The 24,021-nt window shown below is 63.3% G+C and carries 22 protein-coding genes; 10 read left to right on the forward strand and 12 right to left on the reverse strand.

Going from position 1 to position 24,021, the window contains the following annotated elements:
• Positions 1-13 precede the first annotated feature (13 nt).
• Positions 14-1,060 carry a linear amide C-N hydrolase gene (locus BN69_RS16420; RefSeq protein ID WP_014892771.1) on the forward strand — a complete coding sequence of 349 codons (1,047 nt, stop codon included), beginning with the start codon at positions 14-16 and terminating at the stop codon, positions 1,058-1,060.
• Between the two features lie 63 nt (positions 1,061-1,123).
• On the opposite strand, the gene BN69_RS16425 is transcribed toward BN69_RS16420, so the two are convergent.
• Together BN69_RS16425 and rnd are read right to left on the reverse strand one after the other, a co-directional pair.
• Positions 1,124-1,510 (reverse strand): hypothetical protein, encoded by a 387-nt coding sequence (locus tag BN69_RS16425; RefSeq protein WP_014892772.1) that lies wholly within the window; start codon positions 1,508-1,510, stop codon positions 1,124-1,126.
• Between the two features lie 250 nt (positions 1,511-1,760).
• Positions 1,761-2,933, reverse strand: coding sequence for a ribonuclease D (gene rnd / locus BN69_RS16430; RefSeq protein ID WP_014892773.1), 1,173 nt, complete (start codon positions 2,931-2,933; stop codon positions 1,761-1,763).
• Positions 2,934-3,267: 334 nt separating this feature from the next.
• Between rnd and BN69_RS16435 the strand changes: the two genes are divergently transcribed.
• Positions 3,268-4,218: a tetratricopeptide repeat protein gene (locus BN69_RS16435; RefSeq protein WP_014892774.1), complete on the forward strand. Its 951-nt coding sequence runs from the start codon at positions 3,268-3,270 to the stop codon at positions 4,216-4,218.
• A gap of 22 nt (positions 4,219-4,240) precedes the next feature.
• Here the strand turns inward: BN69_RS16435 and BN69_RS16440 are convergent, their stop codons facing one another.
• Complete coding sequence (locus BN69_RS16440) at positions 4,241-4,774, reverse strand: peroxiredoxin (protein WP_014892775.1); 534 nt, start codon at positions 4,772-4,774, stop codon at positions 4,241-4,243.
• Between the two features lie 123 nt (positions 4,775-4,897).
• Between BN69_RS16440 and BN69_RS16445 the strand changes: the two genes are divergently transcribed.
• Positions 4,898-8,404, forward strand: coding sequence for an AsmA-like C-terminal region-containing protein (locus BN69_RS16445; protein ID WP_014892776.1), 3,507 nt, complete (start codon positions 4,898-4,900; stop codon positions 8,402-8,404).
• Between the two features lie 222 nt (positions 8,405-8,626).
• Positions 8,627-9,718, forward strand: a complete 1,092-nt coding sequence (locus BN69_RS16450) for a hypothetical protein (protein WP_014892777.1) — start codon at positions 8,627-8,629, stop codon at positions 9,716-9,718.
• Positions 9,719-9,761: 43 nt separating this feature from the next.
• Here the strand turns inward: BN69_RS16450 and tyrS are convergent, their stop codons facing one another.
• Positions 9,762-11,024 (reverse strand): tyrosine--tRNA ligase, encoded by a 1,263-nt coding sequence (gene tyrS, locus BN69_RS16455; protein WP_014892778.1) that lies wholly within the window; start codon positions 11,022-11,024, stop codon positions 9,762-9,764.
• Positions 11,025-11,140: 116 nt separating this feature from the next.
• Between tyrS and BN69_RS16460 the strand changes: the two genes are divergently transcribed.
• The 5 genes from BN69_RS16460 to BN69_RS18585 all read left to right on the forward strand — a co-directional run bounded on the left by BN69_RS16460 (position 11,141) and on the right by BN69_RS18585 (position 16,168).
• Positions 11,141-11,380, forward strand: coding sequence for an AbrB/MazE/SpoVT family DNA-binding domain-containing protein (locus tag BN69_RS16460; RefSeq protein ID WP_014892779.1), 240 nt, complete (start codon positions 11,141-11,143; stop codon positions 11,378-11,380).
• On the forward strand, positions 11,377-11,769 hold the full coding sequence (locus BN69_RS16465; RefSeq protein ID WP_014892780.1) for a PIN domain-containing protein: 393 nt from the start codon (positions 11,377-11,379) through the stop codon (positions 11,767-11,769). Before BN69_RS16460 ends, BN69_RS16465 begins: the two co-directional genes overlap by 4 nt.
• Before the next feature lie 194 nt (positions 11,770-11,963).
• Positions 11,964-13,499, forward strand: coding sequence for an MBOAT family O-acyltransferase (locus BN69_RS16470; protein WP_014892781.1), 1,536 nt, complete (start codon positions 11,964-11,966; stop codon positions 13,497-13,499).
• A 24-nt stretch (positions 13,500-13,523) separates the two neighbouring features.
• Entirely contained in the window at positions 13,524-14,798 is a 1,275-nt protein-coding gene (locus BN69_RS16475) for an alginate O-acetyltransferase AlgX-related protein (RefSeq protein WP_014892782.1), read from the forward strand.
• 791 nt (positions 14,799-15,589) lie between these two features.
• Complete coding sequence (locus BN69_RS18585) at positions 15,590-16,168, forward strand: hypothetical protein (protein ID WP_148277155.1); 579 nt, start codon at positions 15,590-15,592, stop codon at positions 16,166-16,168.
• Positions 16,169-16,373: 205 nt separating this feature from the next.
• Here the strand turns inward: BN69_RS18585 and BN69_RS16485 are convergent, their stop codons facing one another.
• Positions 16,374-17,228, reverse strand: coding sequence for an EcsC family protein (locus tag BN69_RS16485; RefSeq protein ID WP_014892784.1), 855 nt, complete (start codon positions 17,226-17,228; stop codon positions 16,374-16,376).
• A gap of 294 nt (positions 17,229-17,522) precedes the next feature.
• Here BN69_RS16485 and BN69_RS16490 point away from each other — a divergent pair, with 294 nt between their 5' ends.
• A complete protein-coding gene (locus tag BN69_RS16490) occupies positions 17,523-18,065 on the forward strand; it encodes a DUF992 domain-containing protein (RefSeq protein ID WP_014892785.1) in 543 nt (180 codons plus the stop codon).
• Here the strand turns inward: BN69_RS16490 and BN69_RS16495 are convergent.
• The 7 genes from BN69_RS16495 to BN69_RS16525 all read right to left on the reverse strand — a co-directional run bounded on the left by BN69_RS16495 (position 18,062) and on the right by BN69_RS16525 (position 23,897).
• Positions 18,062-18,808 (reverse strand): SDR family NAD(P)-dependent oxidoreductase, encoded by a 747-nt coding sequence (locus tag BN69_RS16495; RefSeq protein WP_014892786.1) that lies wholly within the window; start codon positions 18,806-18,808, stop codon positions 18,062-18,064. The genes BN69_RS16490 and BN69_RS16495 overlap by 4 nt on opposite strands.
• A 3-nt stretch (positions 18,809-18,811) precedes the next feature.
• Complete coding sequence (locus tag BN69_RS16500; protein WP_014892787.1) at positions 18,812-19,240, reverse strand: type II toxin-antitoxin system VapC family toxin; 429 nt, start codon at positions 19,238-19,240, stop codon at positions 18,812-18,814.
• The gene (locus BN69_RS16505) at positions 19,237-19,497 is read right to left on the reverse strand and encodes a FitA-like ribbon-helix-helix domain-containing protein (RefSeq protein ID WP_014892788.1); all 261 of its coding nucleotides are present in this window, start codon (positions 19,495-19,497) and stop codon (positions 19,237-19,239) included. The genes BN69_RS16500 and BN69_RS16505 overlap by 4 nt, the downstream gene beginning before the upstream one ends.
• A 174-nt stretch (positions 19,498-19,671) precedes the next feature.
• Positions 19,672-21,168 carry an amidophosphoribosyltransferase gene (gene purF / locus BN69_RS16510; protein ID WP_014892789.1) on the reverse strand — a complete coding sequence of 499 codons (1,497 nt, stop codon included), beginning with the start codon at positions 21,166-21,168 and terminating at the stop codon, positions 19,672-19,674.
• Positions 21,169-21,267: 99 nt separating this feature from the next.
• Complete coding sequence (locus tag BN69_RS16515; RefSeq protein WP_014892790.1) at positions 21,268-21,915, reverse strand: CvpA family protein; 648 nt, start codon at positions 21,913-21,915, stop codon at positions 21,268-21,270.
• Positions 21,916-22,132: 217 nt separating this feature from the next.
• Positions 22,133-23,533: a DNA repair protein RadA gene (gene radA / locus BN69_RS16520; protein ID WP_014892791.1), complete on the reverse strand. Its 1,401-nt coding sequence runs from the start codon at positions 23,531-23,533 to the stop codon at positions 22,133-22,135.
• Positions 23,534-23,597: 64 nt separating this feature from the next.
• Positions 23,598-23,897, reverse strand: a complete 300-nt coding sequence (locus BN69_RS16525) for an integration host factor subunit alpha (protein WP_244434981.1) — start codon at positions 23,895-23,897, stop codon at positions 23,598-23,600.
• Positions 23,898-24,021 lie beyond the last annotated feature (124 nt).

The following is a 24,021-nucleotide window of genomic DNA, read 5'->3' on the forward strand; positions in this document are numbered from 1 at the left end:
AAAGGAACTCGATATGGACAGGCAATTCGCAAGAGGGCTTCTGGCGGCCGCCGTTGCGATCGCATCGATGTGCGGGAGCGCCGACGCCTGCACGCGCGTGCTCTATGGGACCGCCGACAAGGACTATCTTGTGGGCCGGACGATGGACTGGGACGTCGATCCGCGAACAAGCTTGTGGTCGTTCCCGCGCGGCATGGCGCGCGACGGCGGCGTTGGTCCGGGGTCGATCAAATGGACCTCGAAACATGGGTCGCTCATCGCCGATTTTTACAACGCGGCCACGGCTGAAGGCATGAATGACGCAGGGCTCGCGGTTAATCTTCTCTATCTTGCCGAAGCTGATTACGGAGACCCCAAAGCCTCCAAGAAGCCGCTGCTGTCCGTCGGCGGCTGGGCGCAATATGTCCTCGACAACTACGCGACCGTTGCGGATGCGGTGAAGGCGCTGCAAAAGGAGCCCTTCGCGATCGTCGCGCCCGATCTTCCCGGCGGGGTCAAAGCGGCGAGCCATATGGCGCTGGCCGATCAGACTGGCGACAGCGCGATACTCGAATATCTCGGCGGCAAGCTCGTCATCCATCACAATCCCAAATACACGGTGATGACCAATTCCCCGCCGTTCGATCAGCAGCTTGCGCTCAACACCTATTGGGTCGAGATCGGCGGGTCGAATTTCCTGCCCGGCACGCATCGCGCGTCCGATCGCTTCGCCCGCGCCAGCTGGAATTTGAACGCGACGCCGAAGGTCGACGACAGGCGCGTGGCGATCGCCAGCGTCTTTTCGATCATTCGAAACGTCTCGGTGCCGCTTGGGATATCCACGCCGCAGGAGCCGAACATCGCCTCGACGCGATGGCGTTCGGTCACCGACATCAATGATCGGCTCTATTATTTCGAGCCGACGCTGAACCCGTCGATTTTCTGGGTGGAGCTGACGAAACTAAAGCTCGAACCGGGCGCCAAGCCCGCGAAGCTCGACCTTACGGGCAGCCCGATTCTGGCGGGCGAAGTTTCGGACAAATTCGTTCCCGCCGAGCCGTTCAAATTCCTGTCGCATTGACGCGCGGGCGTTGCGCGCCTCTCGAGCGACGCGGCGCGTCACAGGACGCGCCGCCTTCTGATGCTACTCTGCGGGAGCGCGCGCGACTCGATTGATCTTGTCCACGCGCATGCTCTGTGCGCCGGCGGCGCAATTGAAGCGCAGGGACGTGCCGACGGCTGAGTCGAAAAACGCCGCTTTTCCGTCCGTGACGGTGACGACGAGACGCGTCGCCTGGGTGGCGGGCGTCGGATCCTCGTCCAGCGCGGAATCGATGACCATCATGGTGAGACGGCAGCCGTTCTCGCCGCCGACGAAATAGCTCACGACATGTTTTGAGCCAGCGTCGAAGCTCGCCGCCATGAGCGGCTTCATCGTCAAGGAGGCGTCGGCGGCGGACAGGCCCGAGCTTGCTGCAAGGCACAGCGCTCCGCCGAACGCCGCCGCGACAATTCGATTTCCTGTAGTCATGTCATATCCTTCCGTTTCGGAGCAGGGCCGGCGTAACGCACAACCGTCGCAGCGAACTGCGCGCCTCGCTCGGATTGGAAGGTAGTTACTGCATTGCAGCAAGACAATGTCGCAAGGCGGTGAATTATCCTTTTTACTGTCTATCTAATTGATATTAATTTGTTTTTCGTAGCGCACAAATATTCGTCAGCTCTCGTTTGCCTGCAAAAAGGCCGTGCAGCGCCATTGCGCTGCAGCACAAGCGTGGGGCTTATTCGGCGTTTGCGGGCTCGTCCGCCGCCTGCCAGTCAAAGGTGACGACCCGGCCGTTTTCCACCGAGAGCGCCAGGCGGCCCCGCTTCAATTCCAGCGCCTTCTCGCCGAAGATCGCGCGGCGCCAGCCCTTCAGCGCCTGAACGTCGGCATGATCGTCATGCGCAATGGATTCGAGATCTTCGACCGTCGCGATCATCTTGGCGGCGACGCCCGTCTCCTCCGACACCTGACGCAGCAAGACCTTGAGCAGCTCGACCGTCGCGCCGTTTGAGTTGCGTCGGTCGCGTTCAATGCGCGGGACCGTGGCGGGATCGCGCGCGAGGCCGCGCTCCACAGCGGCGATGATATCGGCGCCCGCGCGGGAGCGCTCCATGCCCTTCGGAAAGGACCGCAAATTGCCGAGCGCTTCGACAGAGCGCGGCGCGGCTTGAGCAATCTCGATGAGCAAGTCGTCCTTCAGGACGCGCGAACGCGGCACGTCGCGCGTTTGCGCCTCGGACTCGCGCCAGGCGGCCAGCTCCATCAGAACGGCGAGATCGCGCGGCTTGCGCGCGCGATGGCGCAGCCGTTCCCAGGCGTTTTCGGGATGCTGCTCATAGGTCGCGGGCGAGGTGAGCGTCTGCATCTCGTCCACGAGCCATTCAAGGCGATTGGAACGTTCCAGCCGCGCCCGCAAAGCGGTGTAAATATCGCGAAGATGCGTGACGTCGGCGATGGCGTATTCGATCTGGGCGTTTGACAGCGGTCGGCGCGACCAGTCGGTGAATCGCGACGATTTGTCGAGACTGGCGCGCGTGATCGCCTTCACCAGTTCGAGATAGGACGCCTGTTCGCCGAATCCGCAGACCATGGCCGCGACCTGCGTATCAAAGATCGGCGCGGGTATGAGTCGGGCGAGGCGCCAGATGATCTCGAGATCCTGGCGCGCGGCGTGGAACACCTTGACGACGTCGGGATTGGCCATGAGGCCAAAAAACGGCGAAAGATCAAGGTCTTCGGCAAGGGCGTCGATCGCCACAGCCTCTTCCGGCGACGCCAGCTGGATCACGCAGACCTGCGGCCAGAAGGTGGTCTCGCGCAAAAATTCGGTGTCGACCGTGACGAAGGGATGCCGAGCGAAACGGTCGCAGACCGCGGTCAGTTCGGGATTGGTGGTAAGAAGACTCATTGAACTGGTTCTAAACGTTTTTGGTCTCGGTCTGAAGTCCTAAGGAGCGACTTAGGACGTCTCAGCGGCTCCCCGCCCGCGCCGAGGCCGGCCGCAGCCAAAAATAACACGGGTTTTGCCGAGAATTCGCCCACAATCGCACGCCACGTCCGCGCTGGACCGATCCAAAAGCTGCAACATGGCTGGGATGCGGTTCAGGAGGATATGTGCGTGGACCGCTCAAGTCCTTATAGAAAGACGGTTGCGGCCTCAAAATTCCATCATTTCCAAGTTGCGGGCGAGGCCCGATGGGGTAGCATGCCGCCGCCACTCTGTCCGGGGAGCCACCCAATTCATGCATGAGCGTTTCACTCTCGCAGCGCGCGCGGCCGCGCGGGCGCGGTGTCCGGCGGCCGTCATCGCCGCTTCACTTCTCGTCGTCAGCGCGCCCGCCATGGCTGCGCATAAGGGCGGCGTCAGCCCCGCGTGGAATCAGTGCCGCGCGCCTGATCCCGACGCGCGCATCGCAGGCTGCGCGCAAGTTATTCGGGAGATCGACAAGGAGACCCCGCACAACAAGGTGGCGGCCTATGTCAATCGCGCCGGCGCCTATCAGGCGAAAGGCGACTACGCGCACGCGCTCGAGGACTTCGGCAAGGCGCTGGAGATCGACCCCAAATCATCGGTGATTCTGGCCGCGCGCGGCGCCGCGCATCATGCCAAGGGCGATCTCGACAGCGCGCTCGCCGACTATAATCAGGCGCTCGCCGCCGACAAAAAGAACGCCGCCGCGCTTCTGGCGCGCGCCTATGTGTGGCGCGCTAAAGGAGATGTCGAGAAGGCTCTCGCCGATCTCGGGGACGCCGCGAAAGCCGACCCAAAAGCGACGGCGCCGGACGTCGCGGCGGGGGCCCTCTATCATGGGAAAGGCGATCATGACCGCGCTATCGCGGCATTTTCCGAGGCCGCGAAGCGCGATCCCAAACTGGCCGCGGCGCGCAACGGGCGCGGCGCCTGCCACTACGCCAAGGGCGAATTCGACAAGGCGATCGCCGACTTCGACGCGGCGCTGAAAATCGACGCCGGCTACGTCGGCGCGCTCGTCAACCGCGCCAATGCCTGGCGGGCCAAGAAGGACTTCGCCCGCGCGAAGGCCGACTACGACGCGGCGCTGGCGACGAAGCCTGATCTTGCCGCCGCGAAGAAGGGATCGGAGGACATGGCCAAGCTCATCGCCAAGAAGGGCTCAGGCGCGGCGACGCCGGCCGATTCCGCTCCTCTCGAAGCCGAACACGACCACAACTGAAGCCCGGGCGGCGGAAGGCGCGTCAAAGCGCCTTGGCCGCCGCCAGCACCTCCTCGGCGTGGCCCGGAACCTTCACCTTCCGCCAGATCTTGGCGATGCGGCCGTCGGGACCGATGAGCACCGTCGTGCGCTCGACGCCCATATATTTGCGGCCATACATGCTTTTCTCGACCCAGACGCCATAGGCGCCGAGCGTGTCCTTTCCCTCATCCGACGCGAGGGGCAGCGACAATTCATATTTGGCGCGGAACTTGTCGTGGTTCTTGACCGGGTCCGGCGACATGCCCACGACCACGGTCTTGGCCTTCGCGAAACTCTCGCGTAAGGCGTTGAAGTCTATCGCTTCCTTCGTGCAGCCGGACGTGTCGTCCTTCGGGTAGAAGTAGAGCACGACTTTTTTGCCCTTCAGCCCGGCGAGCGAGATCTTTTCCCCGCCGGCCCCGGGGAGATCGAAGGCCGGCGCCAAGCCTCCCTCTTTTAAGGCCCCCTCTTTTAAGTCTCCCTCCTTTTTCCCGTCCTTGCGTGAGGCTTCCGCCTTGCCTGCGGTCGTGCTCATGGCGCCTTCCTTTCGTCGCATCTGCAGCTAAAATCAGCGCCTAGAATGCAGACCGCGCGCCAGCCGGCAAGACCGGCGTGATTGCCTGCGTCGGCGCTGCTATCGAGCCGAGAGCGAGGCCAATTGACCGACAGGACGGGGCGCAAGCCTAGCGGCGGCGGAGTCGTCGTCGATAGCGCGCGGCGCGCGATTCAGCAGGCCTGTCGCGCAGCGTGGCGGCCGCCGCGTTTTTGGGCGCCGCGCCGCGGACTTCCCCGCCTGCTCATGCTCAGCGGACTCGCCGCGACGCTGCTGTGCGCGCTGACGCTCGGCGGTTTCTTCCTGCTGCTGTCGCAAGGCTCCATCACCTTCGCGTGGCTCGCCCCGCGCATCGTCGAATCGCTCGATGAACTCGCGGGCGGCCGATACGAATTCTCGCTGGGCGCCGCCGCGATCGGCAATGGCGATCACGGCCCGACGCTGTCCGTGGACAATTTCATTGTGAAGAAGGACGGTCGTCCCATCGTCGCGGCGCCGCGCGCGGAGTTGGCGCTCGACCTTCGCTCCCTGTTGATCGGCCGCATAAAGCTGCGCCGGCTCGAGGTTCTCGATCTGGACTTGCGCCTGTCGGTCAACCCGGACGGCGCCGTCGTGATTTCCGCCGGCGCGCAACCCGTTCCGACGGGGGCGCCGGCGATCGCGCCCGGCGCCCCGGCGAACGGCGCCGGCTCGAAACGCGTGACTCTGCTGCGCGACGCGGCGGGGGCCCTGCGCGGGCTCATGGACTTCGCCACGAGCCCGAACAGTCCAATCGCCGCGCTCGATCGCCTCGGCGTGGCGCACGGCCGGCTCACCATCGATGACCGCACGATCGATCGCGCCATCCGCTATGAAGACGTGACGCTCAGCCTCGATAAGGGCGGCGCCGGCATGCGCTTCTCGGCGGCGGCCAATGGCCCCTCGGGGCGTTGGACGGCCGTCGCCGTCGCAAAGGGCGCGCCGGGGGGACGGCGCGATTTCCACGCGCAGTTTCGCAATTTTTCGATCGACGAGATTTCGCTTGCCGGCGGCTTCCGCACGACCCGCTTCGACACTGACGCGCCGCTCTCCTTCGACCTGAAATTCGCGCTTGGTCCGGGCGACGAGGTGCTCGAAGCGTCGGGTCAAATGGAGATTGGCCGGGGCTATTTCCGCTTTGACGAGCCGGATCACGAGCCGGTGATGATCGAAAAAATCGCCGGCGTCGCGGTTTGGGACCGGGCCGCGCGCAAGGTCGCGATCGCGCCGCTTGTGTTCAAGGCCGGCGGTTTCGACATGACCGTGGTCGGCGACGCGCGCCCGCCCGAGGGGGCGAGAACCATCGCCGATGCGGCGCGCCTGGACGGGCCGTGGACGATCGCGTTGCGCCTGAAAGCGCCGACCGTGGTCGCGCCCGAGCGCGCGGGAGAGAAAAATGTCCGCATTGACCACGGACTGCTCAATGCGCGCCTGTTTCGCGACGAACGCCAGATCGCCTTCGACACATTCGCCTTTGACGGTCCCGATGCGCACGTCAACCTCAACGGCGCGGTGAGTTGGCGCGACGACATCCGCGTCATACTCAAGATGGGCATCGAGGAGACGCAGATACGCGCGCTCGCGCGCCTGTGGCCCACCCATGTCGCGCCGTCCGTGCGCACCTGGTTCGTCGATCATGTGCCGGTCGGCGTCTTGAAGCGCGCCCAATATGCCGCCGACTTCGACGGCGCGGCGCTGAACGCGATGCGCTACGAGCAGGCGCCGCCGGATCGCTCGCTGTTCGCCGAGGGCGACATCGTCGACGCGACAGTCTCCGACATCCTGCCGGGCATGGCGCCGCTTTCCGGCATCAGCGGACGACTGCGGATCACCGGCCAGACGGCGTCTTTCGACGCGACCTCAGGCGCCATGGAGACCGGGCCGGGTCGACGCCTCGCATTATCGTCCGGCCGCTTCCTGGTCGCCGACAGCGCGCTGCGCCCGACGCCCGCGATGGTCGAGGTGACGGTTGGCGGCGACGTCGAAGCCGTCTCCGACCTGCTCGCATTGCGGGCGATCGCCGAACACGCGTCTATCCCCGTGGAGGCGGGCGCGCTGAAGGGAACCATCGAGGGTCGGCTGCGCGTCGATTTCGAGACAGGGGCGACGGCGCGCGACGCGGCCACGACTTTCGCCATCGACGCGACGACGTCGAACCTTGTGATCGAGAAGCTGATCGGGCGGGAGAAGCTCGAGAGCGGCGCGCTGCATATCATCGCTGACCGGGCCGGACTGCGCGTGAGCGGAACCGGCCGACTCTTTGGCGCGCCGGCGACCCTCGACGTGCGCCGCGGCTTTGGCGACAAGGGTCCGGCGCAGGCGCAGGTCGCATTCACTTTTGACGATGCGGCGCGCCAGCGCGCCGGCTACGCCGTCGCCGGCGTCAGCGGCCCGATTCTGGCGACGATACGCACGCCGATCCCGGTTGAGAACGTCGATACGCAGATCGAACTCGATCTCACCCGGACGAATTTCGACAATCCGCTCCCGGGCCTGGTGAAGCCGGCGGGAAAGCCGGGAAAGTCGTCGTTCACGCTGACGCGCCACGGCGAGGCGATGTCGCTTGAACAATTCGTGTTCGACGCGGGACCGACCCAAGCGCAGGGCGTCATCGAATTCGGCAGAGACGGCGCGTTCCGCGCGGCCCGTCTTGCGCAGGCGCGGCTCTCGCCCGGAGACGACATGCGCGCCGACGTGCTGCGTAGCGGCGAGATGGTGAAGATCGTCGCGCGCGGCGCGAATTTCGACGCCCGTCCGATCATGCAGGGATTGATGCGCGCCGACCGCGGCAAGGGCAGCGTCGACGACCTCGATCTCGACTTCAAGTCGCCGATCGTCACCGGCTACGGCAAGCAAATTCTCACAAACGTCGAACTGAAATTGGAGCGTCGCGGCGGCAAGCCTCGCGGAGTGGCGCTTAAAGGCTTTTTCGGCCGCGAGCAGCTCACGGTCGGCATGGGGCGGGGTCAGGACAATCAGTCGCAACTCGAAATCGCGACGAATGACGGCGGCTCGCTGCTCTCCTTCTTCGACATCTATCGGAAGATGGACAGCGGCGCCCTGACCGCGACCGTACAGCTGAGTCAGAACCGCGCCGATGGCGCTTTGCGCATTCGCGACTTCTTCGTGCGCGGCGAACCGACCGTGCGCCAGCTGATGGCGCAAAGCGGAACGGCGCGCGCGGACGATCGCGGCAATTACCGCTTCGATCCCGACCTCGTTCGCGTCGGCAGATTGGAGAGCGACTTCAGCTGGTCGGGCGGACAGCTTACCGTGCGCGACGGCGTGCTGTCGGGTCCCGAGATCGGCCTCACCTTCGACGGCTACATCGACTTCCCGCGCGAGCGGCTGGACCTTGTGGGCTCATATGTGCCCGCCTATGCGTTGAACAATCTGTTGTCGAATATTCCGGTGGTCGGCGTCGTGCTCGCCGGCGGACAGCATGAGGGCGTCTTTGCGCTGAGCTATCGCCTCTATGGCGCGCTCTCATCGCCCTCGATCAACGTCAATCCGCTCTCGGCGATCGCTCCCGGCTTGATGCGCAAGATCATGGGCGTCATCGACGGCACCGCGCGCATGCCGCAGGAGCGGTAGCGGGGAGATTATGATTTCGCTTCGGCGAACGGGCGTGTAGGATTGTCGATAAATCAGCTTGCAATTATTCGGAACGCCATCAATATAACTGTCTTTCAGCAAGGTGTTACGGCAATGACAGACATTACGAATACGGGGCGTGACTTAGATCGTCCCGAGAACATAACAGAGCTGCTCCAAAGACCCCTTTTCAATACCGCGAGTTGCAGTGGAATCGATCCTATGCTGGCTCTGCATTTGAGCATGATTGAAGTTCGGTTGAGGGCGGCAGTTCCAAATTTGGTGAATGATGCAAATTCTTTAAGCTTGGCAAAAATGATTGCCGAGGGCTTGAAAGATTTTTCACCCTCGGCTTCTGAGAAAATTCGCTATTCAACGCATGAGCTTTGGAACAAGGCTTACCAGCTCGAACGACTGATTGCGCTAATTCAGCCACAGGAGGCGCTCTTCACGGAATTGGCTCGACGCACCAGACAAGCCATTGATGAGGGATTGCCGAGCGCCAGCAAGCTGAAGGAATCCTTCGACCGAGGGAAGGCCGAACTTCTGGAGAAGGAAAACGGGGACGGCGGCAACGTCGGCGTCACATTTAAGCTAAAATCCGACTCCGGCTCGGTACAACGTGCCCGGATGCTGCTGCTGGACGCGTTAGAAGAGTTGCATTGGGCTTCGCAGCGAAAATTCTCCGCTCGGCCGCTTCAAATCGGCGCAATAAGACTTGCAACAATGTTTGTATTCGGGTCGGCGTTTCTATTCGTCGCCCCCTATTTGGCTCTTTATATCTTTTCTCTCTTCGGGAAACCCTTCGACCCAAGAGCGTGGGAGTGGTTGCCGCTGTTTACGGCGCTTTCGGCCGGATTGTTTGGCGCGTTTTTCTCCCGTCTCAGCGCGTTGCAATCGAATGCGAATACTTTGAGTTTGGACGCATTAGCAGAGGCGAAGCGCCCACTGTACATGCTTTTTCGGGGCATTGTCGGAATGAGCGGGGCGCTGTTCGTTTTCTTTTTTCTCCAGTCAGGTCTGATTCAGGGCAATCTCTTCCCGAAGTTCAAAGAGCTGGGATTTTCCGTCGTGGAATGGCCGTCGGAAGTTCAACCGAGTCCCGGGAACAAAAATGGCGCGCAGCTTTCGTCAACAACGCCGACCGCAAGCGTGACAGGCTTGCCTTGGCGAATTGTGCTGCCCAGTGAGTCTCTCGCCTTGCTCATCGTTTGGAGCTTCCTTGCGGGTTTCTCGGAACGATTGGTGCCGAATATATTGTCCTCGACCGACAAGACTTTAACTGATGCGACCCAACGAGGTTTATCAAAGTGATGGAGCTTAAATCGGTTTGGTGAAGCGATGGGACGCCGCTAGATCAGTTCTTTTTTAGCAGCACGTGCTTCTTCTTGCCGAGCGAGAGTTTGACGACGCCCTCGCGCGCAAACTCAGCTTCGCCGATGATTCCGCGCTCATCGGTCACCGGCGCATCATTGACGCGCAGCCCGCCGGACTTGATCTGGCGTCGCGCTTCGCCGGTCGACGCGACGAGACCGGCCTTGACGAAGGCGGTCAGCACCCCGAGCCCGGCGGCGATTTCCTCGGCCGAAACGGCGACCTTGGGGAGCGACAGCGCGAGCGCGCCTTCTTCGAAGGTCGTGCGCGCCGTTTCCGCGGCCTGCTCCGCCGCCGCGCGGCCGTGAATAAGCGCCGTCGCTTCGGTCGCGAGAGTCTTCTTCGCCTCGTTGATCTCGGCGCCCTGCAGCGCCGCGAGGCGGGCGATCTCTTCCATCGGCAGGAAGGTGAAGAGTTTTAGAAAGCGGGCGACGTCGGCGTCTTCCGTATTGCGCCAATACTGCCAGTAGTCATAGGGCGACAGCATGTCGGCGTTGAGCCAGATGGCGCCCGCCGCGGTCTTGCCCATCTTGGCGCCCGAGGACGTCGTCAGCAGCGGCGACGTGAGCGCATAGAGTTGCGGGCAGCCCATGCGCCGCCCGAGATCGAGGCCGGTGACGATATTGCCCCATTGGTCCGAGCCGCCCATCTGCAGCAGCGCGCCGTAGCGCCTGTTGATCTCGACGAAATCGTACGCCTGCAGGCACATGTAGTTGAACTCGATGAAGGAGAGTTCATGCTCGCGTTCGAGCCGCAGCTTCACCGAATCCATCGTCAGCATGCGGTTGACGGAGAAGTGGCGGCCGACGTCGCGCAGGAAGTCGATGTAGTTTAACCCCGCCAGCCAATCGGCGTTGTCGAGCATCAGCGCGTCGGCGGCGCCGTCGCCAAAGGTGAGGAACCGTTCGAAGACGGTCCGGATCGACGCCTTGTTGGCGTCGATCTGCTCGACGGTGAGCAGCTTGCGGCTCTCGTCCTTGCCCGAAGGATCGCCGACCCGCGTGGTGCCGCCGCCCATCAGCGGCAGGGGCTTGCCGCCCGTTCGCTGCAGCCAGGCCAGCATCATGATCGGCAGCAGCGAGCCGACGTGGAGAGAGGGCGCCGTGCAGTCGAAGCCGATATAGGCGGAAAGCGTCCCCGAGCGCGCCTTCTCGTCCAGCCCCTCGAAATCAGAGCATTGATGCACGAAGCCGCGCGCGATCAGCGCGCGCAGGAAATCCGACGAGGGAGAAAAATCAGCGGCCATGGCGGGGTGATAGGCGCTGCGCGCCGACGGCGCAAGCGACCCGGGCTTGTGAGTTCCGGTTGAAATTCAGGCCTCCTTACAATAAGTAAGGAGGCAACGAGAAGGAACTGGCCTTAATGTCGAAGGCGACCCTGACCAGCAAGGGTCAGATCACTCTGCCCGCCGAGGTGCGCCGAGCCTTGCGGGTGCATACTGGCGACAGTCTGGTTTTCGAACAGACAAGCGGCGACGCCTTTCTCGTTCGCGCCGCCTCCGGAGACATACGACGCCTCAAAGGCGTTGTTCCGTCGCCTTCGACGCCGGTCACGCTTGAGGCGATGGAAATGGCGATCCGAAGCCGCGCCCGCCAAAAGTGATAGCGCTCGATACAATTGTGCTCGTGCGCTACCTCGCCCAGGACGACCGCGAGCAAGCCAAAGCCGCGACGCGATTTATCGAAGAGGCGTTGACGGCCGGCGATCCTGGTTTCATTTCGACGATCGTTCTTTGCGAGATCATCTGGGTGCTCGAAACCTGCTATAATTTGACGAGAGCGGACCTCGTTTCGATCATCAAAGCGCTGCTCGATACGCGGCAAATCGTCGTGGATGAGGCAGACGCCGTGCGCGCCGCCCTGAATCATTCCAGCGTCGATCTTGTCGACGCGATCATTCATGAGGTGGGCAGGTCGCGCCGGTGCCAGAGGACGGTGACGTTCGACCGCAAGTTCGCCCGTCTGGCCGGCGTCGAACTGCTTGGCAGGTGAGCGGTCCGCAGCTCTGATGACTGGCGCAACCTGCTCCCTCTCCCTTCGAAGTCGGCTGTCGCCGACTTCGAAGGGAGAGCGGCGGCGCCGCTTCTTGCGACCTTCGGGGCCGTTTCTTGCTCCACCGGAGCGCTTTTGGTAGAAGCCGCAGGCTTTCGCGCTCGCGCCGGCGCGCCGTCGAACGCAGGACACTCATGCTTTTCTACGAGCCGCTGTTCCTGTTTCTGTTCGGCCCGGCGGTTTACCTCCTGTATCTCTTCTTTGGAGAAGTCCGCGCGCGGCGGGCCCTCATCCTGCTTGCGGCAAGCGTCGTCTTTTACGCCTGGAGCGAGCCGGTCTTCATCTTCCTCGTCTTCGCCTCGGTCGCGCTCGATCTTTATGTGGCGCGAAGGATCGCCGCTCTATCCATCAGCGATCCCGCCGTCATAGCCGACGCTTCGCGCGAGCGAAGCGATCGGGAATCCAGACTTGCCAGCGAGGCGGTGATTGCTCTGGATTCCCGGTCAGGCCTTCGGCCTGCCGGGAATGACACGCGCAAGCTCTGGCTCGCGCTTGGCGTCGTCGCCAATCTCGCGATCCTCGTCTACTACAAATATACGGGCTTTCTGGCGCTCAATCTCGACGCGCTCTTGAAGGCGCTGACGCTGCCGGGGATCAACATTCCCCAGATCGCGCTGCCGATCGGCGTCAGCTTCATCGTCTTCGAAAAAATCACCTATCTCGTCGACGTCTATCGCGGCGTCACGGCGCCGGCGCGCCGGCCGCTGCTCTATGGGCTTTACGTCTTCTTCTTCCCCAAGCTCCTCGCCGGGCCGATCATCAAATATCACGACATCGCGCGCCAGTTCGACGAAATGCCGCACGCCGACGTCGATGATTTCGTCATCGGCTTTTCGCGCTTCATGCTCGGCGTCGTGAAGAAGCTGCTCTTCGCCGATACGCTGGCGAGCGGCGCGGATCTGATCTTCGCGCATGACGTCAGCGCGCTCGGCTTCGCCGAGGCCTGGGCGGGCGTGCTGTTCTTCACCTTCCAGATCTATTTCGATTTTTCCGGCTATTCCGACATGGCGATTGGGCTCGCGCGCATGTTCGGCTTCCGGCTTTTAGAAAATTTCAACATGCCCTATGTCGCGACGAGCATCACCGATTTCTGGCGGCGCTGGCATATTTCTCTCACCAGCTGGATTCGCGAATATCTGTATTTTCCGCTCGGCGGCAATCGGCGCGGCGAAGCGCGCACCTATCTCAATCTGTGGATCTGCTTCTTCGCCTCGGGACTCTGGCACGGCGCGGCTTGGACCTATATCGCCTGGGGCGCCTATAATGGCGTGTTCCTCGTGCTCGACCGGCTGTTTCTGGTGAAAAGCCTTCAGCGGTTGCCGGACTGGTTCGCCAATATCGTCACGATGATCGTCGTCATCGTCGGCTGGACATTCTTTCGCGCGACCTCTCTCACGCAAGCGGGCGCGCTGCTGGCGCTGATGGCGAATCCGACGGCGCACGCCAGCGCGCCGCTCGCCATTCCGGAAGAATATGTCGTCGTGGCGCTGATCGCCGCGGCGATCTGCGCCGCGCAGCGTCTGTCGCTTTATGTCAAGGATTTCAGTTGGGGAAGCGCGGCGCAGCGCTACGCCTTGGCGTCGAACAGTGCGCTTTCCATGCTCTTTCTTGCGGCTTTGGCGAAGGGACTGGCCGATCCCTTCAAGCCGTTCATCTACTTTCGCTTTTGAAAGCGCGAGGGCGATCGAGCCGACATGGACAAGCGCGTCGAAAACGATCAAGCGGAATTGGGAGCGGCGGCGCCGACCTCTTTCGCGCGCGCCTTTTTCAAGTCGCTCAGCTTCGCGCGCTTGCCGATCTTTGGCTGCGCGGGCTTCATCGCCTTTCTGTTCCTCGCCAATATGTGGAATTTCGCCGTCGAGCGCGATTGGCCGAAGCTGCGCATCCGCAGCGCCTGGCCGCTCGCCGGCGTCGCCAAGCCAAAGCCCGCGCCCTGGACGCTCGACGCTTTTCTTTCGGGAGAGACGCAAAAGGCGGTGTCGACAAATCTTGGGCGAATGTCGCCGGTTTTTCCGATTTCCGTACGCGCGAAAAATCAGCTGGTCTTTTCGCTGTTCGGCGGCTCGGCCGCGCCCGGCGTCATGATCGGCCGCAACGGCCAGCTCTATGAAGATATCTATATCGACGAATTTTGCGCGCGTGACGGCCGCTTCGATCCTGCCCGCGTCGCAGCATGGTCTTCGGCGTTGCGCGATATTCAGGAGATGACGCAGGCGCGCGGAAAGAGCTTCGTCTATCTGATTTCGCCGTCCAAGGCGGCGCGCTATGCGGAAGACCTTCCGAAGTCCGCGCCATGCGCTTCGCGCGCGACATCGATGCCCGACAAGCTCGCGCCCTATCGCACGGCGCTCGATGAATCGCATGTGCGCTATGTGGACGGCCCGGCGCTCATCGACGCGGAAAAATCCAGACAGGAGATCGCGCTGTTTCCGCGCGGCGGCTCGCATTGGAACAGCGTTGGCGGCGCGCTCGCCATGCGCGAGGTTACGCGCGCGGCGCCAACGTCTCCCGTCGGCGCGCTCGATTTTACCTCAGCGCCGGCGCCCGAAGCCCTCGGCACCGACCGCGACCTGCTGGACCTGTTGAATCTTCTGTGGCCCGACGCGTCTTATCCGACCGCGGCGATCGGCAGGGCAGGGGAGAAGGGCGATTGCGCGCGCGCGCCGCGGCTGCTCGCGCTTGGCGGCAGCTTTCTGCATCAGGTTCTGGCGGCGGCGACGCTCGCGCCCTGTCCGCCGCAAATCGACTATTGGTTCTATATGCGCACCGCGGACAATGGAATCGAACTCGGTCATTACCGGCGCCCGCCCGGCGACGCCTCGAATGGCGAGCGGCTGGCGGCGACATCGGAAGAACTCGACGAAAACCTCGCCGGCGCCGACTTCGTCCTGCTCGAAGAAAACGAAGCCGGCGTCGCCACGACGAAGCAGATCGGCCATCTCGCCGAGGCGCTGCGCCGTATGCGTTAGGCGAGGCGCGGATATAGGTGACTCGATTGGGCGCGAGCCCCCTCTCCCCGTTCACGGGGAGAGGGCTGGGGTGAGGGGCCGGGGAAAGGAACAGGGACGCCGATCGCGGCTTTGAGCCCATAGGCGTTTCCAGCGCACGGCGAAAGGCCCCAAGCCCCTCACCCTAACCCTCTCCCCGCAAGCGGGGAGAGGGGCGCGCGCGTTCGAACGATTCATACGATGTCGATTTAAACGGCTCGGCTGTCATTCCCGACGCGCGAAGCGCGATCGGGAATCCAGAGCAGAACCAGCGTTCTTGGATCGGCTCTGGATTCCCGGTCAGGCCTGCGGCCTGCCGGGAATGACAAGCTCCGACCGAAAGGATCACGCGGAATTCGCATCGCTTGTGTCGCCACGTCGCCAGGGATCGCGGCTCGCGCAACAGCGGAGATTGGTTTTTCGCGCAAAGCGCGCTCAACGCTTTTGAGATCGATTGCGTCATCGCATTTGTGCGAGTTCGTGCAAATGCCGGTCGTATGTCGGTTTGAATTTCGGCGTACGACCCATAACAGTCGCCCCGCCGAGCGGATGATGAATAGTTTGATTTGAGCCGACTCAGTCATTCCTAAGGGCACAATCTTGGATGAAATGCCGCTCAACTTATGCAACAAACTTTTGCACGCGCCAAGGCCCCGATTTTCAAGGCTTCGATGCTTAATGCAAAAGTCTTGATGTGGGCCATGTTCGGAAGCCTTGCTGTACCGTCGTGGCGGGCGTACCACTGAATGGCCGGACAGGGCGAGGGGTATACAATGGAGAGCTTTCTCGCTTCCTTCTTCGAGAAGGTGCCGGAATCTTGCGGCCCGATTTACAACGAACGCTCCTTGCAGCTTGAGCTTGCCTGCCTTTTCCGAGCGCAGGGCGCGCAGGTCGAATTTGAAAGACCGTTTGTCATTGCACCGCTTGAAGGCTCCACTTGTCCCGTGAAATCGAACCTTGACCTTCTCATTAGAAACAACGGCCAAACGACCGCCATTGAACTGAAAGTTCCACTCAACGGGCGTCATCCAGAGACGCTTTACGACTTTTGCAACGACATCGCCTTTGTTGAGGGCATCCTTCGCGCGGGTCACGCGGACACAGGCATTTGTGTCATGCTCACGAGTGATCGTGTTTTTTGGTCAGATAGCGGACGCGGCAGCGCCATACACAATCTCTTTCGGCGCAAAGGATCGCTCCTGAATGGAGCCATCCAAAAGCCCACCGGGGCCGCGAACACCACAGTATTCGTGTGTGGCAAGTACTATCCCGCCGACCGTTGGGTAGCCGTGCGCGACACGCGATTGATGGGTGACGATGCTAAGTATCTCGCCATCGAGATCAAACCTTAAGGTTAGGATAAGGACAAGGGAAAATCTATGCCTTGTACCTTGTAAGTCTGCGCGATTTCTCACGCCCCAGCGATCTCCGCGGTGCATATTTGCGCGAAGCGAACATCTGCCCGCCAGCCAAATGTTTCCGCGTTCCGCCCAAAGGCGAAATTCAAACTCGGACATTCCCCAAATGCAGCGTGATCCATCACGCACTCATCGTTGCTCACGCCGCCTGCGACGGATCGTTCCAATAGCCCTCGGCGCGGGCGATCCTGGCGTATTCGGCATGCACCACCGCAGGGCCATACAGTCGCTCCAGTCGGCGGACGATGAAATGGCCGCGCGCGAGACTCTGGAAGTGCTCGGTGAAGGCGACATTGATCGCCGCGCCGCTGATCGCGCCGATCACCGGCACGGCCTGCGCCGCGGTCTTTTGCGAAACCACCATGCCGAAACGCGCCCCGATCGCACCGATCAGACGCGCCAAGGCAGGCGCCGCCTCGCTGGAGACCTGCCGGGCGGTCAGAAAGCGCGCCGCGTCGGACACGGATTTTGCGAGAAGCGCGCGCAGCGCGAGATAGCCGCCTTCCAGGACGTTTCCCTCGGCGGAGGGGCCGCCCAGCGCAAAAACTTCGAGGCAGGCGAGGGCGGCGCCCGGGTGGCGCAGGTCCTCTCCCTCCGCCTGCGCGATTTCCGCGATCGAGCGCAGCATGATCGTCGTCGACACCGGCAGTTCGATCGGCAGGCTCGCAAGCCCGACGGCGCCGCCGACGCCGCCGGTGAGCGCCGCGAGACGGCGGTGAATCCGCACCGTGTCCTTCCTTGGCTGCGCGTCGAGGCTCGCCAAGGCCATTTTCATCGCCCCGGCGAGCGCCTTTTGCGTCGCGGCGGCGACCGCCGCCTGCAGGCGCGGCGGCAGCGTCAGCGCGCCAAAACTGAGCTGTCGGCTCGCCAATCCCGCCAGCCGCGTCGCAAAGCTATGTCTTTCCAACGCCGCGACGGCGGCGCGCAGCGCTTCGACATCGGACTGCGACAGTCCCGCGTCGACGAGAACGGGAAGCGGATGAGAATTCGTCACCGATGGGCCTGGGCTTAGTCGATTTCAGTTAAAATCGGTTACTTCCGCGGCCTTTGCAAGCGCTGCAAAAGCGTGGCCAAAAAAGCGCAGGTCCCGCGAGGCGCGTGCGGCCGCGCATGGAATGCTTCCAGCAAGATGTCTGTTCTGTGTCCGCCTGGAGCGGCGCTGTTGCAATTCGGCCCATGTTCTGTACTGCAGGGCGTGTTACTGCAAAGCATGCGTTCGCGGCTCCGCTTCAGGCGCGGCTGCCGCAGGACAGGCGCGGTTGTCGCGGATCAGCAAGAGGAGGACTGGATGCTGAAGTTTGGAATGGGTCGCGTCGCGGCCGGCGCCTGCATGTTGGCGCTGTTGGCGCCGGCGAACGCATTTGCCGGCGATCGCGTCGGCACCCTGCAATGCCGGCTGCTGGGGAATGGCATCAGTGTTTTGGTCGAAAATCAGCAGATGGACTGCATCTATCGCGACGACGCGGAAGGCGCGATTCCGGCGCATTACGTGGGCGCTCTGACCAAGGTCGGCGCCAATGTGACGATCAATGGACCTGGCGAACTCGCGTGGGGCGTCGTCGCGGCGACGGACCACATTGGTCCCGGCGCTCTCGCCGGCGCCTACATGGGCCCCGAAGTCTCGGCCAAGATCGGGGTCGGCGGCGGCGGCGCGATCCTCGTCGGCGGGTCGGACAACACCTTCTCGCTCCAGCCTTTCCAAGTGGAAGCTGGCTCCGGCGTGGGCTGGACCGCGGGCGTGGAGCGCTTGACGCTCACCTATGTCCCGCCGCCGCCGCCGCCGCCCATGCCGCGCCGCCGACACCATCATCATCATCGCCACGGCCACTAAACCGGCGCGGCGAAACTCAGCAGCCTGTCGGTGGGGAAATCATAAAGCCTCGCGCTCTCGCGCCATGCCGGCGCCAGCGGCGCGAGGCATTTTTTTGCGAATTCCTCGGCCGTTTTGAGCGTCATCGGATCTTCGCCCGGCATCGCCTGCGCGCGCATGCGGGTGCGCAGCGGACCCGGATTGGCGAGCATGACCGTCACGCCGTCGCCGGCGCTCTCGGAGGCGTAGGTGCGGGCCATCGCCTCGAGCGCCGCCTTCGAGACCGCGTAAGGGCCCCAGAACGGCTTCATCGTCTCGCGATGCGCGGCCCCTGAGGTGATGAACAGGACGCGTCCGGCGCCTGACGCGCGCAGGAGCGGATCGAGGGAACGGATCAGGCGCCAGTTCGCGGTGACGTTGACCGCGATGACGCGATTCCAATCCTTCGGATCGACATGGGCGAGCGGCGACAGAGGGCCAAGAACGCCTGCGTTGCCGACGAAGGCGTCGAGCTTGCCCCAGCGTTCGAACAGCGCCGCGCCGAGACGGTCAAGCGCGTCGAAATCGGCGAGATCGCAAGGAACGAGCGTCGCCTCGCCGCCGAGCGCGCGAATCTCGTCGTCGAGTTCTTCAAGCGCGCCCTGCGTGCGCGCGAGCGCCACGACATGCGCGCCCTCGCGGGCGAGCTCCAGCGCGAGGGCGCGTCCGATGCCGCGCGAGGCGCCGGTGACAAGAGCGATGCGGGGGGAAAGTGAAGGACTCAAGAATTATCCGCCAGTGAAGTCCCAGGGGTTGATGAGCTCGATTGGCAGGCCCGAAAAATGTCGCACATTGCGCGTCGCAATCGATGCGTTGCGAGAGAACGCGATCCCTGCGATTTGGGTGTCCCGGATTTCTATCGGACGACCAATCTTGAGGCGCTCCGCCGCAACCGAGGCGGTGGCCAAAGCCGCCTCAAGATCGAAGCTCGCGATGCGCTGCGCGAAGTCTTCATTCAGCATTGTGTAGATCGCTGCGATGAGCCGGTTCTTGCGTTCGCTGTCGCCCAGCCTTGCGACGCCTTGATACAGCTCCATCGCCGTAATGGATGTCGTCCAGAGTTGTTCAGATCGCTGACGGTCGACCCGTGTTCGAACGCGCGGCGAGGGCTCCGAGCGCATCAATTCGGAAAGAACGTTTGTATCAACGATGATCAATCGAATTCAGCCGGTTTGATTTCTTCACCGGGCAGTTCAAAGGCTGCGGCTTCCCGTTCGCTGAGGCCAATTTCGTGAAACCGAGTTGTAATTCGCGTACCCAATCCGGAGGGAAGAGCGGGCGGCGGGAAGAGTCCAACGACGTCCTGAATAATCGCGCGCGCTTCTTCTTCGACGCTGCGGCCGTGTTCGGCGGCGCGAGCGCGCAAATGTTTGGATACAGTATCGTCGATATTGTTGATGATCAGTTGAGACATGACGATGGCCTAACAGAAAATGTATAGCCCTATTCCGAATTCGACGCCAACTGAGTCGTCGGGTGGCGGGGTGATATTTGATTTTGGACTGAAAGGAGATTCGCTCGCAAATGCTGAGGCGCTCGCTAGCGAACCAGCATCAATCGCCATGCGAACATGGGCCAGCGCATCGGCTCAGCTCGCTTCGGCCAGCAGCGACAGTTGCGCGCGGTTTTCGCCGACGAGGTCGGTCAGCGACGTGGGATAATCGCCGGTGAAGCAGTGGTCGGTGAACTGCGGCCGGATCGGATCGCGGCGCTCATAGCCCATGGCGCGATAGATGCCGTCGACCGACAGAAAGGCGAGCGAGTCGCAGCCGATATATTCGCGCATCTCCTCGAGCGTATGCGTCGCGGCGAGCAGCTTGTCCTTTTGCGGCGTGTCGATGCCGTAATAATCCGGATTGGTGATCGGCGGCGACGAAATCAGGAAATGCACTTCCGTCGCGCCGGCGTCGCGCATCATCTGCACGATTTTCACCGAGGTCGTGCCGCGCACGATCGAATCGTCGATGAGGATGACGCGCTTTCCGGCCACGACGCAGCGATTGGCGCTGTGCTTCATGCGCACGCCGAAATCGCGGGCGATCTGCGTCGGCTCGATGAAGGTGCGCCCGACATAGTGATTGCGGATGATGCCGAGTTCGAACGGCACGCCCGACTGCTGCGAATAGCCGAGCGCCGCCGGCACGCCGGAGTCCGGCACGGGCACCACCACGTCCGCCTCGATCAGGCGCTCGCGCGCGAGCTCGGCGCCCATCGCCTTGCGCACCTCATAGACCGGACGGCCATGGACGATGGAATCGGGACGGGCGAAATAGATGTATTCGAAGATGCAGGGGCGCATCGGCTGCGGCGGGAACGGCCGCAAGCTTTGAATGCCGTCCTCGGAGATAACGACGATCTCGCCGTTCATCACGTCGCGCACGAAGCGCGCGCCGATGATGTCGAGCGCGCAAGTTTCCGACGCGAGAATATATTTTCCGTTGAATTCGCCGATGACGAGCGGCCGAATGCCGAGCGGATCGCGCGCGCCGATCAGCTTCTTGTTGGTGAGCGCGACGAGCGAATAAGCGCCTTCGATCGAGCGAAGCGCTTCGATGAAACGGTCGATGAGCAGCGGCCTGCGGCTGCGCGCGACGAGATGAAGGATGACCTCGGTGTCCGAAGTCGACTGGAAGATCGCGCCTTCGCGGATCAGTTCGCGCCGCAGCGTCTGGGCGTTGGTGAGATTGCCGTTGTGGGCGACCGCGAAGCCGCCCGTGTTCAGTTCCGCGAACAGCGGCTGCACGTTGCGCAGCATCGTTTCGCCCGTCGTGGCGTAGCGGACATGGCCGATCGCGGCGGCGCCCGGCAGGCGTTCGATGGCGCTTTCCTGAGAGAAGTGGTCGCCGACGAGCCCCAAACGGCGCTCGCCATAAAAGCGGCCGCCGTCGAAAGTGACGATGCCGGCCGCCTCTTGGCCGCGGTGCTGCAGGGCGTGCAAGCCCAAGGCGGCGATCGCTGCGGCGTCCGGCAGATCGAAGACGCCGAACACGCCGCAATATTCGCGAAGCCTGTCGCCGTCGAGATCGTCTGTGGCGTCAATCTCGCGGGATGAGGATCGTTGAAGATCCTCGGCGGCCTCCGTCATGCTTTGTCCCCCGTGACGCGCCGCCGCTCAGCACTCCCAAGCGCCCTGGCGTCGCATTCCCGTCATATGTGCCAGCGGCGGGGCCCAACCGCAAGACCATCATTCAGGCTTGTCGCCCGATTGAGGCGCCGACTCGGCTGGCGCCTCAGCCGGAGTTTCCGAGCTTGCGTCGGTCGGCGCAGGCTGAATCTTGTCCGGCTCGACGTCGGCCGGCGGCTCCTCATTCGTCGGAGCGCCCTTCTTCGCCTTGATCTTGGCGACGAGGCTGTCGATGTCGTCGGGCAGCATTTCCCGCAATTTCTCGCCGCCAGCCGTCAGGAAGGGCTTAGCGCGCGCGTCCTTGATCCATTCGGGCTGATTCGTTTCGGGCACCAGCCAGCTGTAAAAAACAAAGGCGACGACGGCGAGCAGCGCGCCGCGCACGGCGCCGAACAGGAAGCCGAGCGTGCGATCGAGGGCGCCGACCTTCGAATCGAGAATGACGTCCGAGAGCTTCACCGTGATCAGAGAAACAGCGATCAAAGCGACAAAAAACACCGAGGCCACGGCGGCCGCGAGAGCGATCTCGTCCTTGCTGACATATGGTTTGATGTAGGGCAGGGCGAGCGGATAAAAGAAATACGCCGCCGCCGCCGCCGCAACCCAGGACAGGATTGCCAGGACTTCGCGGGTGAAGCCGCGCAAAAGAGCGAGCATCCCCGAAACCAGAACGACGGTAATCACAGCCAAATCAAGATATGACGGCATCGCTAGCCCCTTGCTTGTTCGCCCCGAGCTCTGAACGCTTCTGAACGGGCTGTTGGCCGCCTTGCGGGCGACATCCGTACGACCCTCTCCAGAACCTGTGTCGACTTTGCGCCGCCGCAGGCAGCCAAGCGTCGGTCCGGCAGGCGTTTCGCATTCGCACTGGCAGCCTTCTAACGCATCTTGGGGCCAGCCGGAAACACTAATGCGCGAGACCTCTTTAGCCGCGCGCGATCGTTCTTTCGCGCGTCGAAATTCGGGCGATGGCGGCGACGAGGCCGCCGACGTCCGCGCAGGGACGGATCGTCACGCCGGCGCCGCGCCCGTCATCGGAAATTTGCTGCGATTGCGGGACGACGGCGAGATGGAACCCGAGTTTTCCCGACTCGCGCAGGCGCATGCCGGCGTGAATGACGGGCCGCACGGCGCCGGAGAGCCCGATCTCGCCGAAAAAGCACATGTCGGGCGGCAGGACCGCGCCGGTGAGCGACGAGACGAGGGCGGCGGCCGCGGCGAGATCGGCGGCCGGCTCATGGGCCCGAAATCCGCCTGCGACGTTGAGATAGACGTCGTGCATGCCAAGCTTCAGCCCGCCATGCGCTTCGAGCACGGCCAGGATCATGGAGAGCCGATTCTGGTCGAAACCGACGACGGCGCGTCGCGGCGTGCCGAGGGAGCTCGGCGCGACGAGCGCCTGGATTTCGATCAGCAGCGGACGCTGCCCCTCCATGCCGGCGACGACCGCGGCGCCCGGCGCGCCAGAGTCGCGGCCGGCGAGAAAAAGCGCCGAAGGATTGGCGACTTCAGCGAGGCCGAGGCTGGTCATCTCGAAGACGCCGATTTCGCCTGTCGCGCCAAATCGGTTCTTGGAGGCGCGCAGCATGCGGAAATGATGCGCGCCGTCGCCCTCGAAGGACAGGACGGCGTCGACCATATGTTCGACCACGCGCGGCCCTGCGACCTGCCCGTCCTTTGTGACATGGCCGACGAGAACGATCGTCGAGCCTGTCGTCTTGGCGTGGCGCAGCAGCGCCTGGGCGCTTGCGCGCACCTGCGTCACCGTCCCAGGCGCCGACTCCGCCATGTTGGTGTGCATCGTCTGTATCGAATCGATCACGATCAACGCCGGGCGGGCGCCTGTCGCGCAGGTGGCGAGAATGTCCTCGACCTGGGTTGCGGCGGCGAGCTCCACCGGCGCATCGGCGAGATCGAGCCTGGTCGCGCGCAGGCGCACCTGGGCGACGGCCTCTTCGCCCGAGATATAGACGACGCGCGCGCCGCGGCGCGCCAGAGTCGCGCAGGCCTGAATGAGCAGGGTGGATTTGCCGATGCCCGGCTCGCCGCCGAGCAGCAGCAGCGAGCCCGGCACGAAGCCGCCGCCGGTGACGCGGTCGAATTCGTCGATCCCCGTCGCAATTCTCGGCGCGGACCGGCCTTCGCCAGCGAGCCCCTCGAGTTCGAAGACGCGGCCGCGCGCGGCGCGGCGGGAAACGGCGGGCGCGCCGGCCTCCGACTCTTCGACGAGGCTGTTCCACTCGCCGCAGGAGTCGCAACGACCTTGCCACCGCGACGCGACGGCGCCGCAGTTCTGACAGACATAGACCGCGCGGCTTTTGGCCATGCATGCTTGGCGCATGGCGCGCCGACGCTTGTCAAGCGGGTCGGCGCGCCCGAAGCCGCAAGCGTCACTCGTCGCCGTTGATTCTCGCGCGCATGATGTTGGACGGCTTGAAGGACACGACCAGCCGCGCCGAAATCTTGGCGCCTGCGCCCGTCTTCGGATTGCGTCCCAGCCGCTCTTTCTTGGAGCGCACAACAAAGGCGCCGAAGGAAGAGAGCTTGACATCTTCGCGCGCAATGATGCGCTCGAAGATCTCTTCCAGCACCATTTCGACGTATTTCGCGGACTCCGCCCGCGGCACTCCGACTTTCCGATGGATTGCGTCTGCAAGGTCCGAACGGGTCACGGTGCCCCCGCTCGCCATGCGCTCTTCTGTCGCTTCGCCGTTTGGCTTAGCGGTTGCGTCCCCCTTGGCCATCTTCTGCCTTATAATTCATCAAAAACGACGGTCGTGGGCTGTTCGGAGCGCGCCGGGAGGGACGACGGGG

It is taken from the genome of Methylocystis sp. SC2 (assembly GCF_000304315.1).
Lineage (GTDB): Bacteria > Pseudomonadota > Alphaproteobacteria > Rhizobiales > Beijerinckiaceae > Methylocystis.

Coding starts and splice junctions, on each gene's coding strand:
- BN69_RS16420 (WP_014892771.1), top strand. CDS start 14: ATGGACAGGCAATTCGCAAGAGGGCTTCTGGCGGCCGCCGTTGCGATC.
- BN69_RS16425 (WP_014892772.1), bottom strand. CDS start 1,510: ATGACTACAGGAAATCGAATTGTCGCGGCGGCGTTCGGCGGAGCGCTG.
- rnd (WP_014892773.1), bottom strand. CDS start 2,933: ATGAGTCTTCTTACCACCAATCCCGAACTGACCGCGGTCTGCGACCGT.
- BN69_RS16435 (WP_014892774.1), top strand. CDS start 3,268: ATGCATGAGCGTTTCACTCTCGCAGCGCGCGCGGCCGCGCGGGCGCGG.
- BN69_RS16440 (WP_014892775.1), bottom strand. CDS start 4,774: ATGAGCACGACCGCAGGCAAGGCGGAAGCCTCACGCAAGGACGGGAAA.
- BN69_RS16450 (WP_014892777.1), top strand. CDS start 8,627: ATGCTGGCTCTGCATTTGAGCATGATTGAAGTTCGGTTGAGGGCGGCA.
- tyrS (WP_014892778.1), bottom strand. CDS start 11,024: ATGGCCGCTGATTTTTCTCCCTCGTCGGATTTCCTGCGCGCGCTGATC.
- BN69_RS16460 (WP_014892779.1), top strand. CDS start 11,141: ATGTCGAAGGCGACCCTGACCAGCAAGGGTCAGATCACTCTGCCCGCC.
- BN69_RS16470 (WP_014892781.1), top strand. CDS start 11,964: ATGCTTTTCTACGAGCCGCTGTTCCTGTTTCTGTTCGGCCCGGCGGTT.
- BN69_RS16475 (WP_014892782.1), top strand. CDS start 13,524: ATGGACAAGCGCGTCGAAAACGATCAAGCGGAATTGGGAGCGGCGGCG.
- BN69_RS18585 (WP_148277155.1), top strand. CDS start 15,590: ATGGAGAGCTTTCTCGCTTCCTTCTTCGAGAAGGTGCCGGAATCTTGC.
- BN69_RS16490 (WP_014892785.1), top strand. CDS start 17,523: ATGCTGAAGTTTGGAATGGGTCGCGTCGCGGCCGGCGCCTGCATGTTG.
- BN69_RS16505 (WP_014892788.1), bottom strand. CDS start 19,497: ATGTCTCAACTGATCATCAACAATATCGACGATACTGTATCCAAACAT.
- purF (WP_014892789.1), bottom strand. CDS start 21,168: ATGACGGAGGCCGCCGAGGATCTTCAACGATCCTCATCCCGCGAGATT.
- BN69_RS16515 (WP_014892790.1), bottom strand. CDS start 21,915: ATGCCGTCATATCTTGATTTGGCTGTGATTACCGTCGTTCTGGTTTCG.
- radA (WP_014892791.1), bottom strand. CDS start 23,533: ATGGCCAAAAGCCGCGCGGTCTATGTCTGTCAGAACTGCGGCGCCGTC.
- BN69_RS16525 (WP_244434981.1), bottom strand. CDS start 23,897: ATGGCGAGCGGGGGCACCGTGACCCGTTCGGACCTTGCAGACGCAATC.